The sequence below is a fragment of the Paramicrobacterium agarici genome, assembly GCF_002563955.1.
GTDB classification, from domain to species: Bacteria; Actinomycetota; Actinomycetes; order Actinomycetales; family Microbacteriaceae; genus Paramicrobacterium; species Paramicrobacterium agarici.
Genome location: NZ_PDJE01000001.1, coordinates 734,254 through 750,698, shown reverse-complemented (window position 1 = coordinate 750,698; position 16,445 = coordinate 734,254). Strand labels below are relative to the sequence as shown.

At 65.4% G+C, this 16,445-nt stretch carries 19 protein-coding genes; 5 read left to right on the top strand and 14 right to left on the bottom strand.

The features are described 5' to 3' along the window. Positions 1 to 80 precede the first annotated feature (80 nt). Both ATJ78_RS03800 and ATJ78_RS03795 read right to left on the bottom strand, forming a co-directional pair. On the bottom strand, positions 81 to 467 hold the full coding sequence (locus ATJ78_RS03800) for a RidA family protein (protein ID WP_098409192.1): 387 nt from the start codon (positions 465 to 467) through the stop codon (positions 81 to 83). A gap of 66 nt (positions 468 to 533) precedes the next feature. Then, the gene (locus ATJ78_RS03795) at positions 534 to 1,874 is read right to left on the bottom strand and encodes an MFS transporter (protein ID WP_245836196.1); all 1,341 of its coding nucleotides are present in this window, start codon (positions 1,872 to 1,874) and stop codon (positions 534 to 536) included. A gap of 189 nt (positions 1,875 to 2,063) precedes the next feature. Here ATJ78_RS03795 and ATJ78_RS03790 point away from each other — a divergent pair, with 189 nt between their 5' ends. Beyond that, entirely contained in the window at positions 2,064 to 2,801 is a 738-nt protein-coding gene (locus ATJ78_RS03790; RefSeq protein ID WP_098406383.1) for a helix-turn-helix transcriptional regulator, read from the top strand. Positions 2,802 to 2,898: 97 nt separating this feature from the next. Here the strand turns inward: ATJ78_RS03790 and ATJ78_RS03785 are convergent, their stop codons facing one another. From ATJ78_RS03785 to ATJ78_RS03770, 4 genes are all read right to left on the bottom strand, one after another. Then, entirely contained in the window at positions 2,899 to 4,020 is a 1,122-nt protein-coding gene (locus tag ATJ78_RS03785; RefSeq protein ID WP_098406382.1) for a baeRF2 domain-containing protein, read from the bottom strand. Between the two features lie 27 nt (positions 4,021 to 4,047). After that, positions 4,048 to 4,398: a hypothetical protein gene (locus tag ATJ78_RS03780; RefSeq protein WP_098406381.1), complete on the bottom strand. Its 351-nt coding sequence runs from the start codon at positions 4,396 to 4,398 to the stop codon at positions 4,048 to 4,050. Between the two features lie 75 nt (positions 4,399 to 4,473). After that, positions 4,474 to 5,253: a head GIN domain-containing protein gene (locus ATJ78_RS03775; protein ID WP_098406380.1), complete on the bottom strand. Its 780-nt coding sequence runs from the start codon at positions 5,251 to 5,253 to the stop codon at positions 4,474 to 4,476. 163 nt (positions 5,254 to 5,416) lie between these two features. Then, entirely contained in the window at positions 5,417 to 5,821 is a 405-nt protein-coding gene (locus ATJ78_RS03770; protein WP_098406379.1) for a (deoxy)nucleoside triphosphate pyrophosphohydrolase, read from the bottom strand. 45 nt (positions 5,822 to 5,866) lie between these two features. On the opposite strand from ATJ78_RS03770, the gene ATJ78_RS03765 reads away from it, so the two are divergent. Further along, positions 5,867 to 6,622 (top strand): EI24 domain-containing protein, encoded by a 756-nt coding sequence (locus ATJ78_RS03765; protein WP_098406378.1) that lies wholly within the window; start codon positions 5,867 to 5,869, stop codon positions 6,620 to 6,622. Positions 6,623 to 6,647: 25 nt separating this feature from the next. Here ATJ78_RS03765 and ATJ78_RS03760 read toward each other — a convergent pair whose 3' ends face one another. From ATJ78_RS03760 to ATJ78_RS03745, 4 genes are all read right to left on the bottom strand, one after another. Then, the gene (locus tag ATJ78_RS03760) at positions 6,648 to 7,136 is read right to left on the bottom strand and encodes an SRPBCC family protein (protein WP_098406377.1); all 489 of its coding nucleotides are present in this window, start codon (positions 7,134 to 7,136) and stop codon (positions 6,648 to 6,650) included. Then, on the bottom strand, positions 7,133 to 7,480 hold the full coding sequence (locus ATJ78_RS03755) for an ArsR/SmtB family transcription factor (protein WP_098406376.1): 348 nt from the start codon (positions 7,478 to 7,480) through the stop codon (positions 7,133 to 7,135). The genes ATJ78_RS03760 and ATJ78_RS03755 overlap by 4 nt, the downstream gene beginning before the upstream one ends. A 115-nt stretch (positions 7,481 to 7,595) precedes the next feature. Then, complete coding sequence (locus ATJ78_RS03750; protein ID WP_098409190.1) at positions 7,596 to 9,269, bottom strand: ABC1 kinase family protein; 1,674 nt, start codon at positions 9,267 to 9,269, stop codon at positions 7,596 to 7,598. A 29-nt stretch (positions 9,270 to 9,298) separates the two neighbouring features. Further along, positions 9,299 to 9,865, bottom strand: a complete 567-nt coding sequence (locus ATJ78_RS03745; protein ID WP_098406375.1) for a PadR family transcriptional regulator — start codon at positions 9,863 to 9,865, stop codon at positions 9,299 to 9,301. Between the two features lie 392 nt (positions 9,866 to 10,257). Between ATJ78_RS03745 and mgtE the strand changes: the two genes are divergently transcribed. Then, the gene (gene mgtE, locus ATJ78_RS03740; protein ID WP_098406374.1) at positions 10,258 to 11,616 is read left to right on the top strand and encodes a magnesium transporter; all 1,359 of its coding nucleotides are present in this window, start codon (positions 10,258 to 10,260) and stop codon (positions 11,614 to 11,616) included. A 12-nt stretch (positions 11,617 to 11,628) separates the two neighbouring features. On the opposite strand, the gene ATJ78_RS03735 is transcribed toward mgtE, so the two are convergent. Beyond that, entirely contained in the window at positions 11,629 to 12,258 is a 630-nt protein-coding gene (locus ATJ78_RS03735) for a TetR family transcriptional regulator (protein WP_098406373.1), read from the bottom strand. 77 nt (positions 12,259 to 12,335) lie between these two features. On the opposite strand from ATJ78_RS03735, the gene ATJ78_RS03730 reads away from it, so the two are divergent. Further along, positions 12,336 to 12,821 (top strand): hypothetical protein, encoded by a 486-nt coding sequence (locus ATJ78_RS03730; protein ID WP_098406372.1) that lies wholly within the window; start codon positions 12,336 to 12,338, stop codon positions 12,819 to 12,821. A 64-nt stretch (positions 12,822 to 12,885) separates the two neighbouring features. Here the strand turns inward: ATJ78_RS03730 and ATJ78_RS03725 are convergent, their stop codons facing one another. Further along, positions 12,886 to 13,302 carry a VOC family protein gene (locus tag ATJ78_RS03725; protein ID WP_098406371.1) on the bottom strand — a complete coding sequence of 139 codons (417 nt, stop codon included), beginning with the start codon at positions 13,300 to 13,302 and terminating at the stop codon, positions 12,886 to 12,888. A 73-nt stretch (positions 13,303 to 13,375) separates the two neighbouring features. On the opposite strand from ATJ78_RS03725, the gene ATJ78_RS03720 reads away from it, so the two are divergent. Further along, on the top strand, positions 13,376 to 13,951 hold the full coding sequence (locus ATJ78_RS03720; protein ID WP_098406370.1) for a TetR/AcrR family transcriptional regulator: 576 nt from the start codon (positions 13,376 to 13,378) through the stop codon (positions 13,949 to 13,951). A gap of 6 nt (positions 13,952 to 13,957) precedes the next feature. On the opposite strand, the gene ATJ78_RS03715 is transcribed toward ATJ78_RS03720, so the two are convergent. Continuing rightward, entirely contained in the window at positions 13,958 to 15,376 is a 1,419-nt protein-coding gene (locus ATJ78_RS03715) for an MFS transporter (protein ID WP_434061483.1), read from the bottom strand. Between the two features lie 110 nt (positions 15,377 to 15,486). Then, complete coding sequence (locus ATJ78_RS03710) at positions 15,487 to 16,443, bottom strand: carbohydrate kinase family protein (protein ID WP_245836195.1); 957 nt, start codon at positions 16,441 to 16,443, stop codon at positions 15,487 to 15,489. Positions 16,444 to 16,445 lie beyond the last annotated feature (2 nt).

The following is a 16,445-nucleotide window of genomic DNA, read 5'->3' as shown; positions in this document are numbered from 1 at the left end:
TCCGCTCGTGGAAAGGGAAATCGGGCCGCCGTGCGTGTGCACGACGACCCGATGTGAGGCGTTGAACGCGGCCCTCCGGGCTACTTGCCCTCGGGAATGGCAGCGACCGCGTCGATCTCGACGAGGATGTTCGCCAGCTGCGACCCGACCGTGGTGCGCACGGGGAACGGCTCCGAGAAGAACTCCTTGTACGCCTCGTTGAACTCCGCGAAGTCTGCGAGGTCGGCGAGGTGCACCGTCGTCTTGACGCAGTCGTCCAGGGTGAGGCCGCGCTCGGCGAGCGCCGACTGCACGTTGCGCAGAACCTGGCGCGTCTGGTCACCAACACTCTCGGCGACGGCGTTGCCGTTGGCGGCATCCTGCGGCCCGAACCCGGCCGTGTACACGAATCCGTTCGCCTCGACCGCCTGACTGTAGGGACCGGCCGGCTGCGGTGCGTTTGTGGTGTGGAATGCCTTCTTGGTCATGTATTGGTCCTCTTTCTCTTGCAGGTGGTCAGATTTTCGCTCAGAGGTGACGGATGCTGCGAGCACTCAGTTCAGCTCGTGCAGACGCCCGGCGTCCTCTGTGTCGGGCCGGATCGACGCGTATGCCGTCGCGATGACGCCCGCGAGAGCGATCACCGTCGCGTAGACGATAACCGGCCAGATGTGCCCGGCCCAGGCAAACAGTGCGGCGCAAATCAGCGGAGCAAAGCCGCCCCCGAGCGTGTTCGAGAACTGGTAGCCGACGTTGACGCCCGTGGTGCGCGCCTCGACATCGAACATCTCGGTGAGCAGCGTCTGCAGGGTACCCTGCATCGCAACGCCGGGAATGACGAAGCCCACGATCATGCCGAGCCAGATCAGAATCGCTGTTCCACCGCTGAAGAGTGCGAACGCCGGGTAGATCAGCACGGCGAAGCCGATGCACGCCAGGATGTAGAAGCGGCGACGTCCGATCTTGTCGGAAACGTGACCCCACACCGGTGCCATGACGATCTGCAGGAACCCGACAATCATGGTGCCGATGAAGCCCACTTCAGGGTCGACCGAGTGCTGCTGCACCATGTAGGCAAGGCCGTACGTGAGCACGATGTAGCCCGCGATGCTCTGCGGCAGGCCGATGAAGATGCCGAGAATGAGGTTCTTCGGGTGGCGGATCGCCTCCATGAGCGGATTCTTGCGCTTGACACCCTCGACCTCGATGGTCTTCGTGTACGACTTGAACTCGTCGGACTCCTCGAGCTTGCTGCGCAGAATGATCGCGACGATCGTGAGCACGGCGGCGAACAAGAACGGGATGCGCCAGCCCCACGTCATGAAGAACGACTCGTCGCCCGCGCCGAGAACGGCCATCAGCCCGGCTGAGAACACGTTCGCTACACCGGCGCCCGTGATCAGCAGCGCGCCGAAGAGTCCGCGGCGGCCGGTCGGCGCATACTCGACGACGATCGTGGCCGCCGGCCCCATCTCGCCACCGACGAACAGTCCCTGACACATGCGCAGGAACACCAGCAGGATCGGCGCCAGCAGACCGATGGACTCGGCCGAGGGGATGAGACCCATGAGAGTCGTGCAGATTCCCATGCCGATCACGGTGACCATGAGCGAACGCTTGCGTCCGAAGCGGTCGCCGACGTAGCCGAAGACGATGCCGCCAAGGGGCCGCAGCAAGAAGCCGACGGCGAATGTGGCGAACGACTGGAGCATCCCCATGACGGGGTCGTCTCCGGGGAAGAATACGTGCGGGAATACGACGGCTGCGCCGAGACCGAACAGGTAGTAGTCGTAGTACTCCATCATGGTGCCGATGGCACCGCCGGCGACGGTACGGCGATCCTTTGCCGGGATCGCCCTCAGCCCGCGTGCCTGTGGCTGCGCTGTGTTGGCCACAAGAGCCTCCTTACTCTTTGTACAGGTTCTGCCGCTCTCGCCTGCGCTTGATGACCGATTACCCCCGAGATCTAGGCATCTGTCAGTCGTTCGCGTAATATCGTCATCTAGACAAAACGTTAAGCTAGCACCTTCATAAACAGTCTGTCTACATGCATAAACATTCTGTTAGGAGCAAGAGAGGATCGGATGCCGTCAGACACCGTTGTCGCGCTGCACGATGAATCGGCTGAATCGCGTATTTACGAGACCGTCGACGAGATCTGCGCGGTGTATCGCCCCGTCATGCACGCAATGGCCGCGGCGGCCGGTCCGGGTTGCGAAGTGGTACTGCACGACCTCTCTGCCGACAACCCAGATCTCGACCACACGATCATCGCGATCGAGAACGGGCACGTCACGGGGCGCTCCGTGGGCGGGCCGTCAACGAGCCTCGGTGCCGGCGTCATCCACAACCAGGGCGCGGATCACGACGCCTTCGGCTACCGAGGCTTCACGAGCGACGGGCGCCAGCTGCGCTGCTCGTCGATCTACTTTCGCAATCGTGCGGGCAAGATCATGGCGGCGCTCTGCATCAACGTCGACGTGAGCGCGTTGCAGCAGGCGCGCACGCTGCTCGACAGCCTCGTGCCTCAGACAGCATCCGACTCCCCCGATGCACCGAGCGAGTTCTTCGGCCAAGACTTGGTCTCGGTGATGGACGCCATGGTGACCGACGCGATTCAGTCCATCGGCAAGCCCGTCGCGCAGATGTCACGGGATGACCGCATCTCCGTCGTACGCACGCTCGACCAGCAGGGAGCCCTGCAGATGCGCAAGGGAATGGAGCACATCGCCTCGCGTCTCGGAATCTCGCGCGTGACCGCATACTCCTATCTCGATGAGGCGCGCGCAGATCCGAACATCCCTGAGGCGGGAGCGGTCTAGCTCGGGAGCTGGCAGGCCATCACCCTTGTTCGAGCGACGGCCAGCCTGAGCTGCCTTTCACGCTCAGCTGGCCGTCACGCTCGAAGCGTGGCCACAGTCACGGGCGCTCCGGGCCGACCGGCCAGCGTAGCGACGCCACGACACCCGTGCCGACTCCGATCTCGTCCGGGTCAACAACACGCACCCGCGCGTCGGTCAGCACAGCGGCCCTCACGATTGCTGCGGTCGAGACGATCTCCTCGAGCACCGGTGCTCCGAGAGCATCCTCTGGCGCTGTTGCCACCCAGGGCTCACCGTCGAGCGCCAGCAGCGAGTGCTGCAGCATCTCTTGGTGGTCGAGCAGCACGTACTCGGCCTGCCCCTGCGCGAGGGCGTGCACGACGGCACCAATTCCGACCGCCTGCAGGCTGCCGTTGTCAGCCGCTGCGTCATCGAGGATCTGCCGATTGCGGCGACGGCGCGCGGCGTCGAGCTGCACGTCGATTGCGTGCCGCACGCGCTGCGGCGATGCGCCCTCGTTGTCGACCTCGCCCGGGACGACGTGCAGAAGGTGCTTCGCCTGATCACTCAGTTGGCCGCTCAGCAGTTGCACGGCGCGCACATCGCCCGACAGGAAGATCACGCGCGGATGGTGTTCCGCGATCAGCGCGGTGATCTGCTCAGCAACATCCGTCTGATTGTGCTTCCACACCTCTTCGGTATGCCGCTGAATTCCGGCCTCCGCCATGCGACCGGCGCTGACCTTGTTGATGTCGCTCGTGTCACCCTCGATGTGGCGCGTGTCGACGGGCTCGCGGTCGCCCTCAGCGCACACGCTGATGTCACCGCCGCCGCGCCACACGCGCACGTCGAAATAGAGATTCTCGTGCGGAATCTGCAGCAGCAGAGGCGTGGCATCGATCACCGGACCATGATGAATGCACTCCTTGCTGCGCATCTCGCCGTTGACGACCTTGTGCATGACCAATTCGCCGTTCTGCACCACGGCGAAGCGCACCGACGGGTCGGCGACCCCGGTCGGCTGCCTCATGACCTCAAGCATCGCCTCGATATCAGCATCCGGAGCCCCTGCCTGCCCCATGCCTTCCCTGACGTGCGTGCGCCGAGACGATGCCATGCCCTCGGGATCGCTCGTGCCCGCCGTCGAATCGATGAACACCATCGATTTGGGCGTCGGGTCCTTGAGAAGCTGTGCAACGAGTTCTCTATCTCGTGTCATCGTCACCCTCCTTGTCATTCGGATCGGTCAGCGCCAACCTGCGAACGCGTCAATCAGCACCGTCAGCAGGCCGATGAGCGCGATCAGGCCGAACAAGACGGCAAGCACACGCAGGCGCGTCACACGCGCGGCGATCGTCAACCGCACCACGATCATGGCGATGTACAGCACCACGACGAGCACAGCGCCGACGAGCGTTACGGGATTGCCGAATTGAATCAGCGGCACGATCACAAGCAGACAGATCACCGTGAGCACTGCCCCGACGATCAGCCAGATGGCTCCCGATGACGTTCGAAGCGCTGGCTGGTTGGCCATCTTCGTCGGGTCCGCTGTGTTTCGCTTGCGCGGACGATCGCCTGCGTTGTGTGCCGACATAAGGGCACCATAACCCGGCCCCCTGATCGGCAAAAGGGGGTGGACAGTCGCGATCAGAGCAGTTGCGAATTCGCGTCAGTCGACACGGACGATGTCGCCTGCTCCCGAGACGCTCTTCTCGACGTCGGCGCTGCCCGAGTACCGGATCGTGCCGCTGCCGTCGATCGCGGCCGAGAGCGTTCCCGTCGCGTGCACGGCGATGTCTCCCGCGCCATCGATGGTCGCGACAGCATCCACCGACTCGACATCGGCGGCGTCGATATCGCCCGCGCCGTCGATCTCGAGCGTCTGCGTGGCGACCGCGCCCGACAGCGTGATGTCGCCCGATCCGTCGACGCGCGCTGTGAGCGTGTCAACGTCGATGCCCTCGGCCAGGATGTTGCCGCTGCCCTCGATTGTGGCGTCAACCGTTGATGCGTCAAGGCCTGTCGCCTCGATGTCGCCCGACCCGCTGATCGTCAGGTCGACAGCATCCGCTCCTGCAAAATCGGCGGTGACATCGCCGGAGCCCGACACCTGGACCGAGTCGATCATCGGCACCGTGAGCTCAAATGTGATGGGGCCGGGAAACGTCGGAAAGCTGATGAATGCGCGCTGCAAGTCGAGCGTGAGAACGCCGTCGCGCACGTCGGCGGTAATCGAGTCGATGACGTTTGCGCCCGCCGTAACCGTGAGCGACACATCGTCGCCGCGAGTGACGACGACGTCGCCGGACGTTTGCAGATCGATCGCTGTGACGTCGGCGATCTCGCGCTGCTGCGTGGTCGGCTCGCCCGGGTCGATGGCCGCGCATCCGGTGAGCGCGCTCGCGAGAAGAGCAATGGATGCTGCCGCGCCGAGTGTGCGGATGCGCATAACGTGTGTCGCCTTTCGTCACCGCGACAGCCCATCGCCGTCGCCCACCACTCAGAGTAGGCAAAGCCGCTCACGGGCGAGTCCACCCTTCGGGTGATCTTTGGTCGGGCGGGCCGTACTGCGGGGTGAGTGCGGAACGGTCTCGCTGCTCGAGAGAGCGGAGTCAGGTCAGCAGCGCCATGAGCCGGTCGACGGCCGAAATATCTGCGGGCGCCCACGTCAGAGAGTGCAGCTCGGATGCTGCGAGCCAGCGTAGCTCGGAATGCTCCGTGGGCTCAGGCTCACCACCCGCGAGCGTGCACACGTAGATGCTCAGGGCAATGACGCCCGCGTCATACTCGTGCTCGGTCGTCTCGACGTGCTCGCCGACCGTGATGTCGCAGCGGAGCTCTTCGCGGATCTCGCGGCGAAGCGCGGCATCCGGAGTCTCGCCCTGCTCGACCTTGCCTCCTGGAAACTCCCACAGCCCGGGCTGAGCCTTGTGCGGTCCACGTTTGGCGGCGAGCACGAGGCCGTCGCGCACGAGCGCGGCGCCGACGACGGCGATGCGCTGGCTCGTGCTCTTCACGGCGAGAACACTAGCAGCAACGATGCCACCGCATAGGCTGGTGGCATGATTCGCGAGCTCTGGTCCGGCGTGACGACGCTGGGGCGCGGCTTCGCCACGTGGCGCACGCGACCTCGACTGATGGCACTCGGGCTCATTCCCGCAGCCATTTCATTCGTGTTGCTCGCCGCAGCACTCATCGCGTTTGCGGCGTTCTTGCCGACCATCGTCACGTGGGCGACACCGTTCGCCGACTCGTGGAACGACGTGCTGCGCGACATCGTGCGGTTTCTGCTCGGCCTCGTCGCCTTCGGCGCAGCATCCGTTCTCGCCGTCATCACCTTTACCGCACTCACCCTGACCATCGGCGATCCGTTCTACGAGCGCATCTCGCGCGGTGTTGAGGCCGATCTCGGCGGAGAGATTCCGGATGCCGAGGGCGGATTCTGGCGCGGGATCGTCGACGGCCTTCAGCTCGTGTTCTTCGGTGCGCTTGCCGCTGTTCTCATGTTTCTCATCGGGCTCATCCCGCTTGTGGGTTCGGTCATCGCCGCCGTGCTGGGCTTCATCATCACGGCTCGGCTGCTCGCCCGGGAGCTCTCATCGCGCACGTTCGAGCTGCACGGTGTGCCGCTGAGCGCGCGACGTCAGCTGCTCAAGCGGTTCCGCTGGCGCGTGCTCGGCTTCGGCATCGTCACCCAGCTGTGCTTTCTGGTGCCGCTCGGTGCCGTTGTGGCGATGCCCGCCGCTGTGGCGGGGGCCACAATGCTCGCGCGAGACATGCTCGCTGCGGCGTCGCGGCCCCCGACAGCATCCTCATAGCTCTGATCCCTGGCCAGCCCTCGCCCTAGTCCTCGGCGAGGATCGCGTCGATCTGCCCCATCGCGAGCGCCATGCCCTCCTGCATGCCCATTTTCACCAGCTGCTCCATTTGCTTGAGATCGCGGAACTGCGCGACCGTCGTCATTCGCGTGACCGAACCCACAGGCTCGATCGTGACGATGATGCGCGCGTGATCATGCGGGTCGACCGGTTCGCCGTCTGCACGCGAGAAGCCGTCGTCGAGTTCGATGCGGTGCGGCTCGTCGACCGCCGTGAATCGGAACCACGCGTGGGAACGGTCTCCGCTCGGCCCCGTCATGTAGTAGCGGCTCTCACCGCCCACCTCGAACTCGTGGCGGGGAAAGGTCGCGGGGTATGTCGGCGGCCCCCACCAGCGCTCAAGCTGCCGCGGGTCTGCCCACAGTTGCCACACGCGTTCGGGCGTCGCCTCGAACTCCGTCTCGATGGTGAACGTCAGCGCCTCGGCATCCTTGGTGCTCTTCGTCACGGTCATGATGGTTCTCCTGAATCGTCGTTGATGATGTCGTGCATGCGAGCGACGCGTCCGCGCCAGATCGCCTCGTACTCGTCGAGCAGAGCGGCAGCGCGCTTCACCGCATCCGGATTTCCGAACACAAGCTGCTCCCTTCCGCGCCGCTGCTTGGTCACGAGCTCGGCGCGCTCGAGCACCGCCACGTGCTTCTGCACGGCGGCGAAGCTCATCGCATACCCCGCCGCGAGAACAGACACCGAGAGCGCCTGCTCCATGACGCGCGTCACGATGTCGCGCCTGGTCGCATCTGCCAGCGCGTGGAAGATGCGGTCGGCTTCGTCGTCGCTCGTCTTTTGTACAACCATTTGGTTGTACGTTACGGCACGGATGCTGCCAGCGCAACCTTCATCATCCCGGGCAGGAGCCACCCCCGCGGGCGTCAACGACGCGGACGCTAGGCGCGTCCCTGAAGCGAGAGCTCTACCGCTTTCCGAACACGGCGTGCAGCAGCGGCACCACCGAGGTGCACATCAGCGTGACGCCCAGCCACGTGACGGGTGTCAGCAACAGAACGCCGCCGATCAGCATCCCCCCGAAGAGCACGGCCGACACCGCCCGGAACGCGACCCGGATGATCTTGTCGAGTCGATGCTCGAGGCTGGAGATATCGAAGGTGATGGAGCCCGCGTCGAGCCGGTCGAGCGTCGCCTCGACACGATTCGGCAGGCGCCAGAGGATGCTGGCGTTCGAGACGGTCTGCGCGCCGAGATCTTTCAGCACGTTGCCGCCCTCGTCGCGGACGAGTTTGTCGGCGTAGGGCTGCACCGGCTCCCAAATATTGAAGGTCGCATCCAGCGAGCTGCACATGCCCGAGGTGAGTGAAACGGCTCGGAGCAGAAGCAGCAGCTTCTCGGGGAGCTGCACCGGCAGCGCGCGGATCGTCTCGCCGAACTCGCGGCCGAAGTCCTGCAGTTCGCGCGGATCAACGTTCTTCAGCTCGTTGAAACCCATGCCGCCGAAACGGGCGAACAGCACCGTGAGAGCGCGCTCGAGCTCGGCCGTGTTCGTCGACGGCAGCAGCACGCCGATCTGCTGCGCGGCGGTGACCAGGCCGCGGCTGTCGCGGGCAGCGACAGCGATCACGAGCGTGCGCAGTCCCGACCGAATGCCATCAGGCACCTCGGCCATCATGCCGAAGTCGATGAAGGTGAGCCGCCACTTCGGCGGGCTCAGTGACCCAGGGGCAACGGGCGTCACGAAGATGTTTCCCGGATGCGGGTCAGCGTGCACGAACGAATGTGTGAACACCTGATCGAGCATCACCTCGGCGAACACCGTGGCAACGTCGGCGGGGTTGATGCCGGCGTCCCGAAGCGCCGCGGTGTCGTTGATCTTGATCGCCGTGACATCCTCCAGCGTCAGCACACGTCGCGTGCTGCGCTCCCACACGATCGCGGGCGCGGCGACTCTGGCATCCGTCGCGAAGTTCTCGGCGAACCGCTCGGCGTTCGCCGCCTCGTGCAGATAATCGATCTCTTCGAGACTGGTCTGCGCGAACTCTTCGACCAGCGCCGGCGCGTCGACTCGCGAGCGCACGACGTGAACGCGCATCGCCCAGCGGGCAATGCGGCGCAAGGCGTCGAGGTCGACGGCGACGATCTCATCGATGCCCGGGCGCTGCACCTTGACGACCACCCGCGCGAGGCCGGTGTCGGCCGCGTCGGCCTCGGTGAGGGTGGCGCGATGGGCCTGGCCGAGGGATGCTGCCGCCACAGGCACCGGATCAAATGACGCGTAGGCGCGCTCGAGCGGCATCCCGAGTTCCGCCTCCGCGGCCCTGCGGATGTCTTCGAACCGCTCGGCGGGTACTTCGTCTTGCAGTCCCGTGAGCTCAGCGGTGATCTCGGGCGGCAGCACGTCGAGGCGCGACGACATGAACTGGCCGACCTTAATCATGAGTCCGCCGAGGTCGACGGCAAGCGTGCGGAAGCGGCGGGCGAGGGCGAGCATCCGGCTGTCGCGGGTGCGATCAGCGACATGCGCGAACCCCAGCCGGGGCAGGATCAGCTCGAACCACCAGATCTGCACGAAGGCGCGTGCGGCGAAGCGCAGGATGCGACGATAGCGCGCCCGATATGGCTGCGCGCTGCGCATCGACCCCATCGCGCCTCCTTCAGCGAGAGTCACCCTTCAGCGAGAATCGCGTACAGCTTACGGCGCGCTCCTTCGAGAATGGCGACTCCTTCTTCGACCTGCTCTGAAGTGCCGGTGCGGGCGAGCTGTGCTGTGGCACTGGCAAGCTCCATGCCGGCCTTTGGCAGGGCGGCGATGCGGTGCGGCGTGCGCTGGCCGGCGCTCTCCCATGGCGCGGGGCGGGTGGCCGCGTCTTCGGATTCGGCGATACCGGCATCCGTCAGCGAATACGTCTTGCGCCCGCCCTGCTCTTCAGCGGTGATCAGGCCCTCGTCGGCAAGCAGCTGCAGGGTCGGGTAGACCGATCCGGCGCTGGGCTTCCACGCTCCGCCGGAGCGCTCGCTGATCTCGCTGATGATCTGGTAGCCGTGCATCGGCTTCTCGGCGAGCAGCGCGATGACGGCGGCCCGGACGTCACCGCGCGCCATCCGTGGGCTGGAGACGCGCTGTTCAAATCCATGGCGCATCTGCTCCATCGCCTCCCAGACTCCGGCAAACGGGTTGCCCGCGCCGCTGCTGGCTCCGAAGTTGAATCCACCGGGGACTGTGTTGGCCATGACGACCTCCTTGTTCTGAACGATGGTTAACGATATGTCGTTAAGTGTCGCTCAGCAAGAGTCGCTGCGCCGACCCGTGCTACGCTCGACACGGCCTTTCGGCCCGCCAAAATCTGCACGCCACGTTTTCGACATGCGAACCGCGTGCTCTCACGATGAAAGCGAGGTGACGCCCGATGGACGACGGCAGTTCTCATCGCAGACCGGGCACCGCACCCGCTTCATCTGTGATCTCTCTCTGACCTCACGGCCGTCGCGAGCGGTTCCCGGTTCCTTCGCGTACTGACCACCAGACCGAAACGCGCAGAGCACTGATTCTGCTCACGTGCCGTTTCGGCCGTGCGCGCTTGCGGCATCCACCGCGCTTGCGTGCTGACGAGAGGAGTGGCGACATGACCGCCGACTTCCGAGACGACATGACCGGCGCGATCCACACGATCTCGCAGCAGGTGAACTCACGCGACCTCACGGGCGTCGCCCGCCTGATCGCGGGGCGCACGACGAGCGAGCTTGTCGACGTGTGCGAACGCTTGACCGAAAAGCAGCGGGCCGTCGTGTTCCGCCTGCTCGCCAAGCAGCAGGCTCTGGAGGTGTTCGAAGCACTCGCGCCCGCGCTGCAGAGCGATCTGGTCTCGGCGCTGCGCGACTCCGACGTCGCCTCGCTCTTCGCCAGCCTCGATCCCGACGACCGCGTGTGGCTGCTCGACGAGCTACCCGCGGCCGTCGCACCCCGCCTGCTGCGCGGCCTCCCCGACCGCGAGCGCGAGCTTACGGCGGTCGTGCTCGGCTACCCGAAGGCGAGCATCGGGCGCCGCATGAGTCCGCAGTACGTCACGACGCATCCGGATCTCAGCGCGTCCCAGACGCTCGCCCGGGTGAGTGCAGGGCTCGACCACGCCGAGACCGTCTACACCATTCCCGTTCTTGACGACGGGCGGCGCGTGGCCGGCGTCGTCAGCCTGCGCGATCTCATGGCAGCATCCGGTGAAACCGTGATTGCGGAGCTGATGAGCCAGCCCCATTTTTCGCTGGCGACGACAGATGCTGAGGATGCCGCGCGAGCCTGCGCCGATCTCGGCCTTCTCGCGCTTCCCATCGTCGACAGCGAGTCACGGCTCGTCGGCATTCTGACCATCGACGACGCGGTGCGCATTCTCGAGCACGAAGAGACCGAGGACTCCGCGCGCCAGGGCGGTGTCGAGCCGCTGCGTCGGCCGTACCTCTCAACGCCGATTCGCAGCCTCGTGCGCTCGCGCGTGCTGTGGCTTCTCGTGCTGGCCGTCGGCGCGACGCTGACCGTGCAGGTGCTCGAGGTCTTCGAAGAGACGCTCAACGCTGTGACAGTGCTCGCCCTGTTCGTGCCGCTGCTCATCGGAACGGGCGGAAACACGGGCAATCAAGCCGCCACCACCGTCACGCGCGCCCTCGCGCTCGGCGACGTGCGCTCGCGCGACATTCTGCGTGTGCTCGGGCGCGAGGTGCGCGTGGGATTCTCGCTCGGTCTTCTGCTCGGCGCACTCGGGTTCGCCGTCGCCACGCCGTTCTACAGCATGCCGATCGGCCTGACAATCGGGCTCACGCTCGTCGCCGTCTGCACGGTGGCGGCGACGATCGGCGGCGTCATGCCGCTCGCGGCGCACGCGATCCGGGTTGACCCGGCTGTGTTCTCGAACCCGTTCATCTCGACGTTCGTCGACACCACGGGACTGATCATCTATTTCGTGATCGCGATGGCGATTCTGCAGATCTGAGGGGCTCAGCCGTCACGAGACGAGGCGCGCCTCGAAACCGGCGATGAGCGAATCGATCGTGAACGCGAGGCGCTCGTCGGCGGTGAGCACACCGCCGGCGAATGCGTCAGCGAGAAGCGGCGTCACTGCGTCGTCGAGCGCCTCGGTTACGGCCGCGTGATCGGCAGGCTCGACCGCCACCGCGCCATGCGCGATCACCGTTCCGGCGAGCGCGTACACCATGTGAAGCGCGGTGCGGCTTGAAAATCCTGCGTCATGCAGCATCCTGACCACCTCTTCGAGCGCCGCGAAGTTCGCCGTCGTGATCGCCGGGCGCGAGGCGATAAGAGCAAGCGCGCCAGGATGCTGTCGCAGCTCGTTGAGCAGCCCGAGCGCCCAGTGCCGCAGCACCGTCTGCCATGATTCTGCACTGTCGACGGGAACGGCCGTGGCGTTGACGACGTGCTCGACGATCGCGTCTTCGATCGCCTGCTTGCCGGAGAAGTAGTTGTAGAGGGTCATCGCCTCGACGCCGAGGGTCTTCGCGAGGCGGCGCATCGACAGGGCTGCGGCGCCCTCGTGGTCCACGAGTTCCACAGCTCCGCTCACGATCTTCTGCCTGCTGAGTCCCGCGCGATGCCCCTGCGGGCGCGACGTCGCCATGCGTCCTCCCTTGACAACCCTTACAACGTAAGATTAGCATCGCCGGGAAACATACGCCGTAAGACTCGGAGTTGCTCATGGACACCACCCGCACTCACACACCGCCGCGCACGCGGTCCACGCCGCTGACGCAGTCCCTGTACATCGGACTCGCGCTGCAGATCCTCTGCATCGGCATCCCGCTGCTTGATCTGCTCGCCTTCAACACCATCGAAAGTCACGTGCAGGCCGCCTACCCCGACTGGAGCGGCGATCAAGTTCAGCTCGACACCACCGCCATCGCGATCGGCTTGGTCATCATCACAGCACTCGGCGTGCTCGCGTGGGCCGTCGCACTGCTTGTCACACGACGCGGACGTTTCGGTCGCTCGACCGTCACGACCATGTTCATCATCGGGCTCTGCGTCGCCGGTTCGGTCATCGGAATGGGCGGCGGAGCCTACGAGCGCTTCGCCCCACTGTGGATCAGCCTCACGCTGTTCATCGTTCCGCTTCTGCCCGGGCTCACGGCCCTCGTCGCCGCCTGGTACCCGCCCACGGCACGAGACCGCGCCGTTGCGTGAAGGCCCGCAACAGGGAATGGGCACGCCGCCGTCGTGCGGCGTGCCCATTCTCGCGAAACCGTGTTCAGTTCGCCGCCTCCCCCGCGAAGGCCGCTGCAAACTCGGCACTCGGCTCAATCGGCTGAATGACGTCGAGAAGCACACCATCCGGAGCCTCGACAATGAAGTGCCGCTGCCCGAAATCCTCGTCGCGCAGACTCAGCACGACCTTGTGCCCCAGCCGCCGCACGAGACGATCGTGGATGCTGTCGACGTCATCGACCTCGAGATTCACGATCACGCCGCTCGGGATCGCGCGGTATACCTCGGGCACGGTCTCGTGATCGTGGGCGAGCAGGGCGAGTTCAAACGTGTCGAGTCGCAGGCTCACGTACCAGTCGGTTTCGAACACCGTCTCGAAGCCGAGTGCATCGCGATAGAAGGATGCTGCCGCCGCGACGTCGCGCGACATGAGCACCGGATAGAAGCCTGTGGTGACCATTGGTTCTCCTTTTACGTACAATGAGTATGTAACGAGACAAATATACATACTCGCTGTACGTAAAGGAAGAGCCATGCCTCGCGCCTCCGCCGCTGCCGCCGCTGAGACGGCGCGCGCGATTCTCATTGCCGCCACGGATCTGTTCGCCGAGAGCGGCTTCGCTGGTGTCTCTCTCGATGACGTCGCGACAGCCGCCGAAGTCACACGCGGTGCGGTGTACCACCACTACGCGAGCAAGGCCGGGCTCTTCCGATCTGTCGCCGCGCGCCTGCAGGCGGACGTCGCCGAGAGCGTCGTCAGTGCGGCCGAGACCCAGAGCGATGACCCTCGCGAGCAGCTGCGGGCCGGGTGCCACGCCTTCGTCGACGCGATTACGCACGGCCCGGCGGTTCGCGTGCTGCTCGTCGATGCGCCTGCTCAGTTCGGCTGGGCGGAGTGGCGCAGTCTCGATGCCGAGAACTCAGAGGTGCATCTTCGTGAAGCGCTCGCGTCGGTCGGGGTCGACCCCGAGATTCTCGACGCTCTCACCGCGCAGCTCTCGGGCGCCATGAACGAGGCCGCGCTGTGGATTGCACAGCATCCGGATGCTGAATCTCGCCGTTCAGCGCACAGCGCGCTCGACCTCATCCTCGATGCCGTGGCACACTGACGCTCCTCACTCTCGTCGAGCGGACGTTCCGTCGCTTCCGAGCTCGACAGACGTTTCCTCGCCCTCCGCAGCATCCTGAGCCGCGATCTCGGCGTAGCGCGCTGAAAGCTTGCGATACGAGCGCGTGAGAAACGCTCCGGCACCGAGCAGCACACAGCCGAGACCGGCGAAGACCATGACCAAAGCCATGCCGCGCGCCGTTCCCTCACCAAGCAGCCAGCCCCACGTCGCGGCACCAGCATCCGACTCCACGTACGGAATGACCCAGAACTCCGCGAGCGGCGCCACGAGAAACGCGGTGACCGGTGCGGCAGCTGCCTCAAACGTCATCGCGAACCCGAAGACGCGTCCCTGCGTGCGATACGGCACGATGCGCTGAATGATTGTCTGCTCGGCGGCCTCGACGGCGGGCATGAGCATCATGAACACCCAGATGCCCGCGGCATACAGCCACCACCACTCGCGCAGCGTGAAGAGGGAGCCCAATACGCCCGTTGCGATCACCATGATGAGCATCGTGCGAATGGGGTTCTTGCCGAGCCCGAACTTCGCGATGACCGCGCCGCCGATCAGGAAGCCCGTCGATGTGACGCCGAGAACGAGTCCCCAGATCTCGACGGGAAAGAGCTCGAGGCCATACGGATCCATGAGCGCCATGTAGACGCCGCCCACAAGATTGTTGAACGTCGTGAAGACGATGAGCGCCATGAGCGGGCTCGCCGCCCTGACCGCCGCGAAACCGCCCTTGATGTCGACGAGGCTCGTGTGACCCTCGTGCACGATCTCGGGTTCGGCGATACGCACCGTGAGCAGGTGACCGAGCACGACGGCGATGATCGTGATGGCGATAATGATCGTGCCGCCCATGCCGACCAGGCCGATCGCGAGGCCGCTGAACACGCTCGTCACCAAGAACGCGAGCCCCTGGACGGTGCCGACGAGCCCGTTGGCATTTGCCCGGCGATCGCCGGGAACCAGCAGCGTCACGGTCGTCGACAACGCGATATTGCGCAGCTGCTCGACGACGGCACCAGCGAGGATGACCACAGTGAACAGCCAGAACCATGGGCCGCTCAGCCGAAGCAGCTCGGACTCGGGAAGCAGCAGAAACATCACACCCGCGATGCCGAAGCAGACCAGTGTGCCGGCGCCGGACGCGACCATGACCGCGTGCTTGCGGAACCGGTCGACGAGCGTGCCGAACATCATGCTGCAGACCGCGACCATGAGCATGTAGGCGCCGCCGATGATCCCCGTCGCGAGCACGGACTTCGTCTCGAGGTAGACCCAGAACGTCAGCGCGAACCAGAGAAAGCTCGTCGTGATGTTGGCCACGCCCGTGTTCACAAGCACCTGCAGAAACGTGCTCATGCTGTGCGATTCGGTACCTGGCTCAGGCCCCGCGGATTCGGACGACTCGTCCATGAGAATGAGAGTAGGTCACGCCACCGACACAGCGAGCCCTTCTCGGTAAACGCTCAGCGGCTCGTCGTGTCGCAGCATCCGACCATGAAAACGCGAGAGCGACGAACATGTCAGGCGCGCGCGGCTCCGACCGCCTCGAGCGTCGCGCGGAGTTCGCCCAGATAGATCTGCGCACCGGTACCGCCCGATCGCGTGACCGAGTGCGATCCCGCGAGCGTCGCCCAGTAGAGCCGCTCGCTCTCATCATCGATGCCGTGCGCCATCGCCGCGATGTACGCCGCATTGAAGCTGTCACCCGCGCCCGTCGTGTCGATGACGCTCACCTCGGGAACGTCAACCACGTGCACGTCTCCGCTCGGAGTCGCGACGAGGCCGCCCTCACCACCGCGCTTGACGACGACAACCGGGCCGAGCCCGGCGAGAGCACGCGCGATGTCTTCGTCCGAGCCCGCCGGGTCGTCGGCATAGCCAGCACCAACCGCGCGCAGCTCCTGCCGGTTCGGCATGAAGTGCGTAATGCGCGGAAGCACCTCGTCGAGACCCGTCCACTGCTCACTCGGGTCCCAGTTGGTGTCGACGCTCGTCGTGACGTTCGCCTCGCGAAGCTCGTCGAGCAGAGCGGGCAGACCCGCCGCGAGTTCTGGCACCAGAAAGTACGACGAGAAGTGCACGTGCTTGGGTGCGGCACGTTGGATGCTGTCGCGCACGGCGTCGATCGAGAGGGTCGGGATGACTCCGGGGAACGTGAAGATCGACCGGTCATCGGGCTGCGAGAGAATCACCGAGATTCCCGTCGCCCCGCCGTCGGAGCGCAGCAGCTCAGACGTGTCGATGCCGCACTCGGCGAGGTACTGCTCGGTGAGCGTTCCGAAGTAGTCGCTGCCGACCGTGGCCAGAAGCCCTGTGTCGACGTCGAGCTTCACAAGGCCAGCGGCGACGATCGACGCGCTGCCTCCGAGCACGAGTTCCGCCGAGGTGAGCAGCTGCTCTGCCTGACCGAAGCGAGGTTTGACGTCGCCTCGCAGGATGAAGTCCGGGTTGGTGTCTCCGACGACCAGTGTGTGCACCG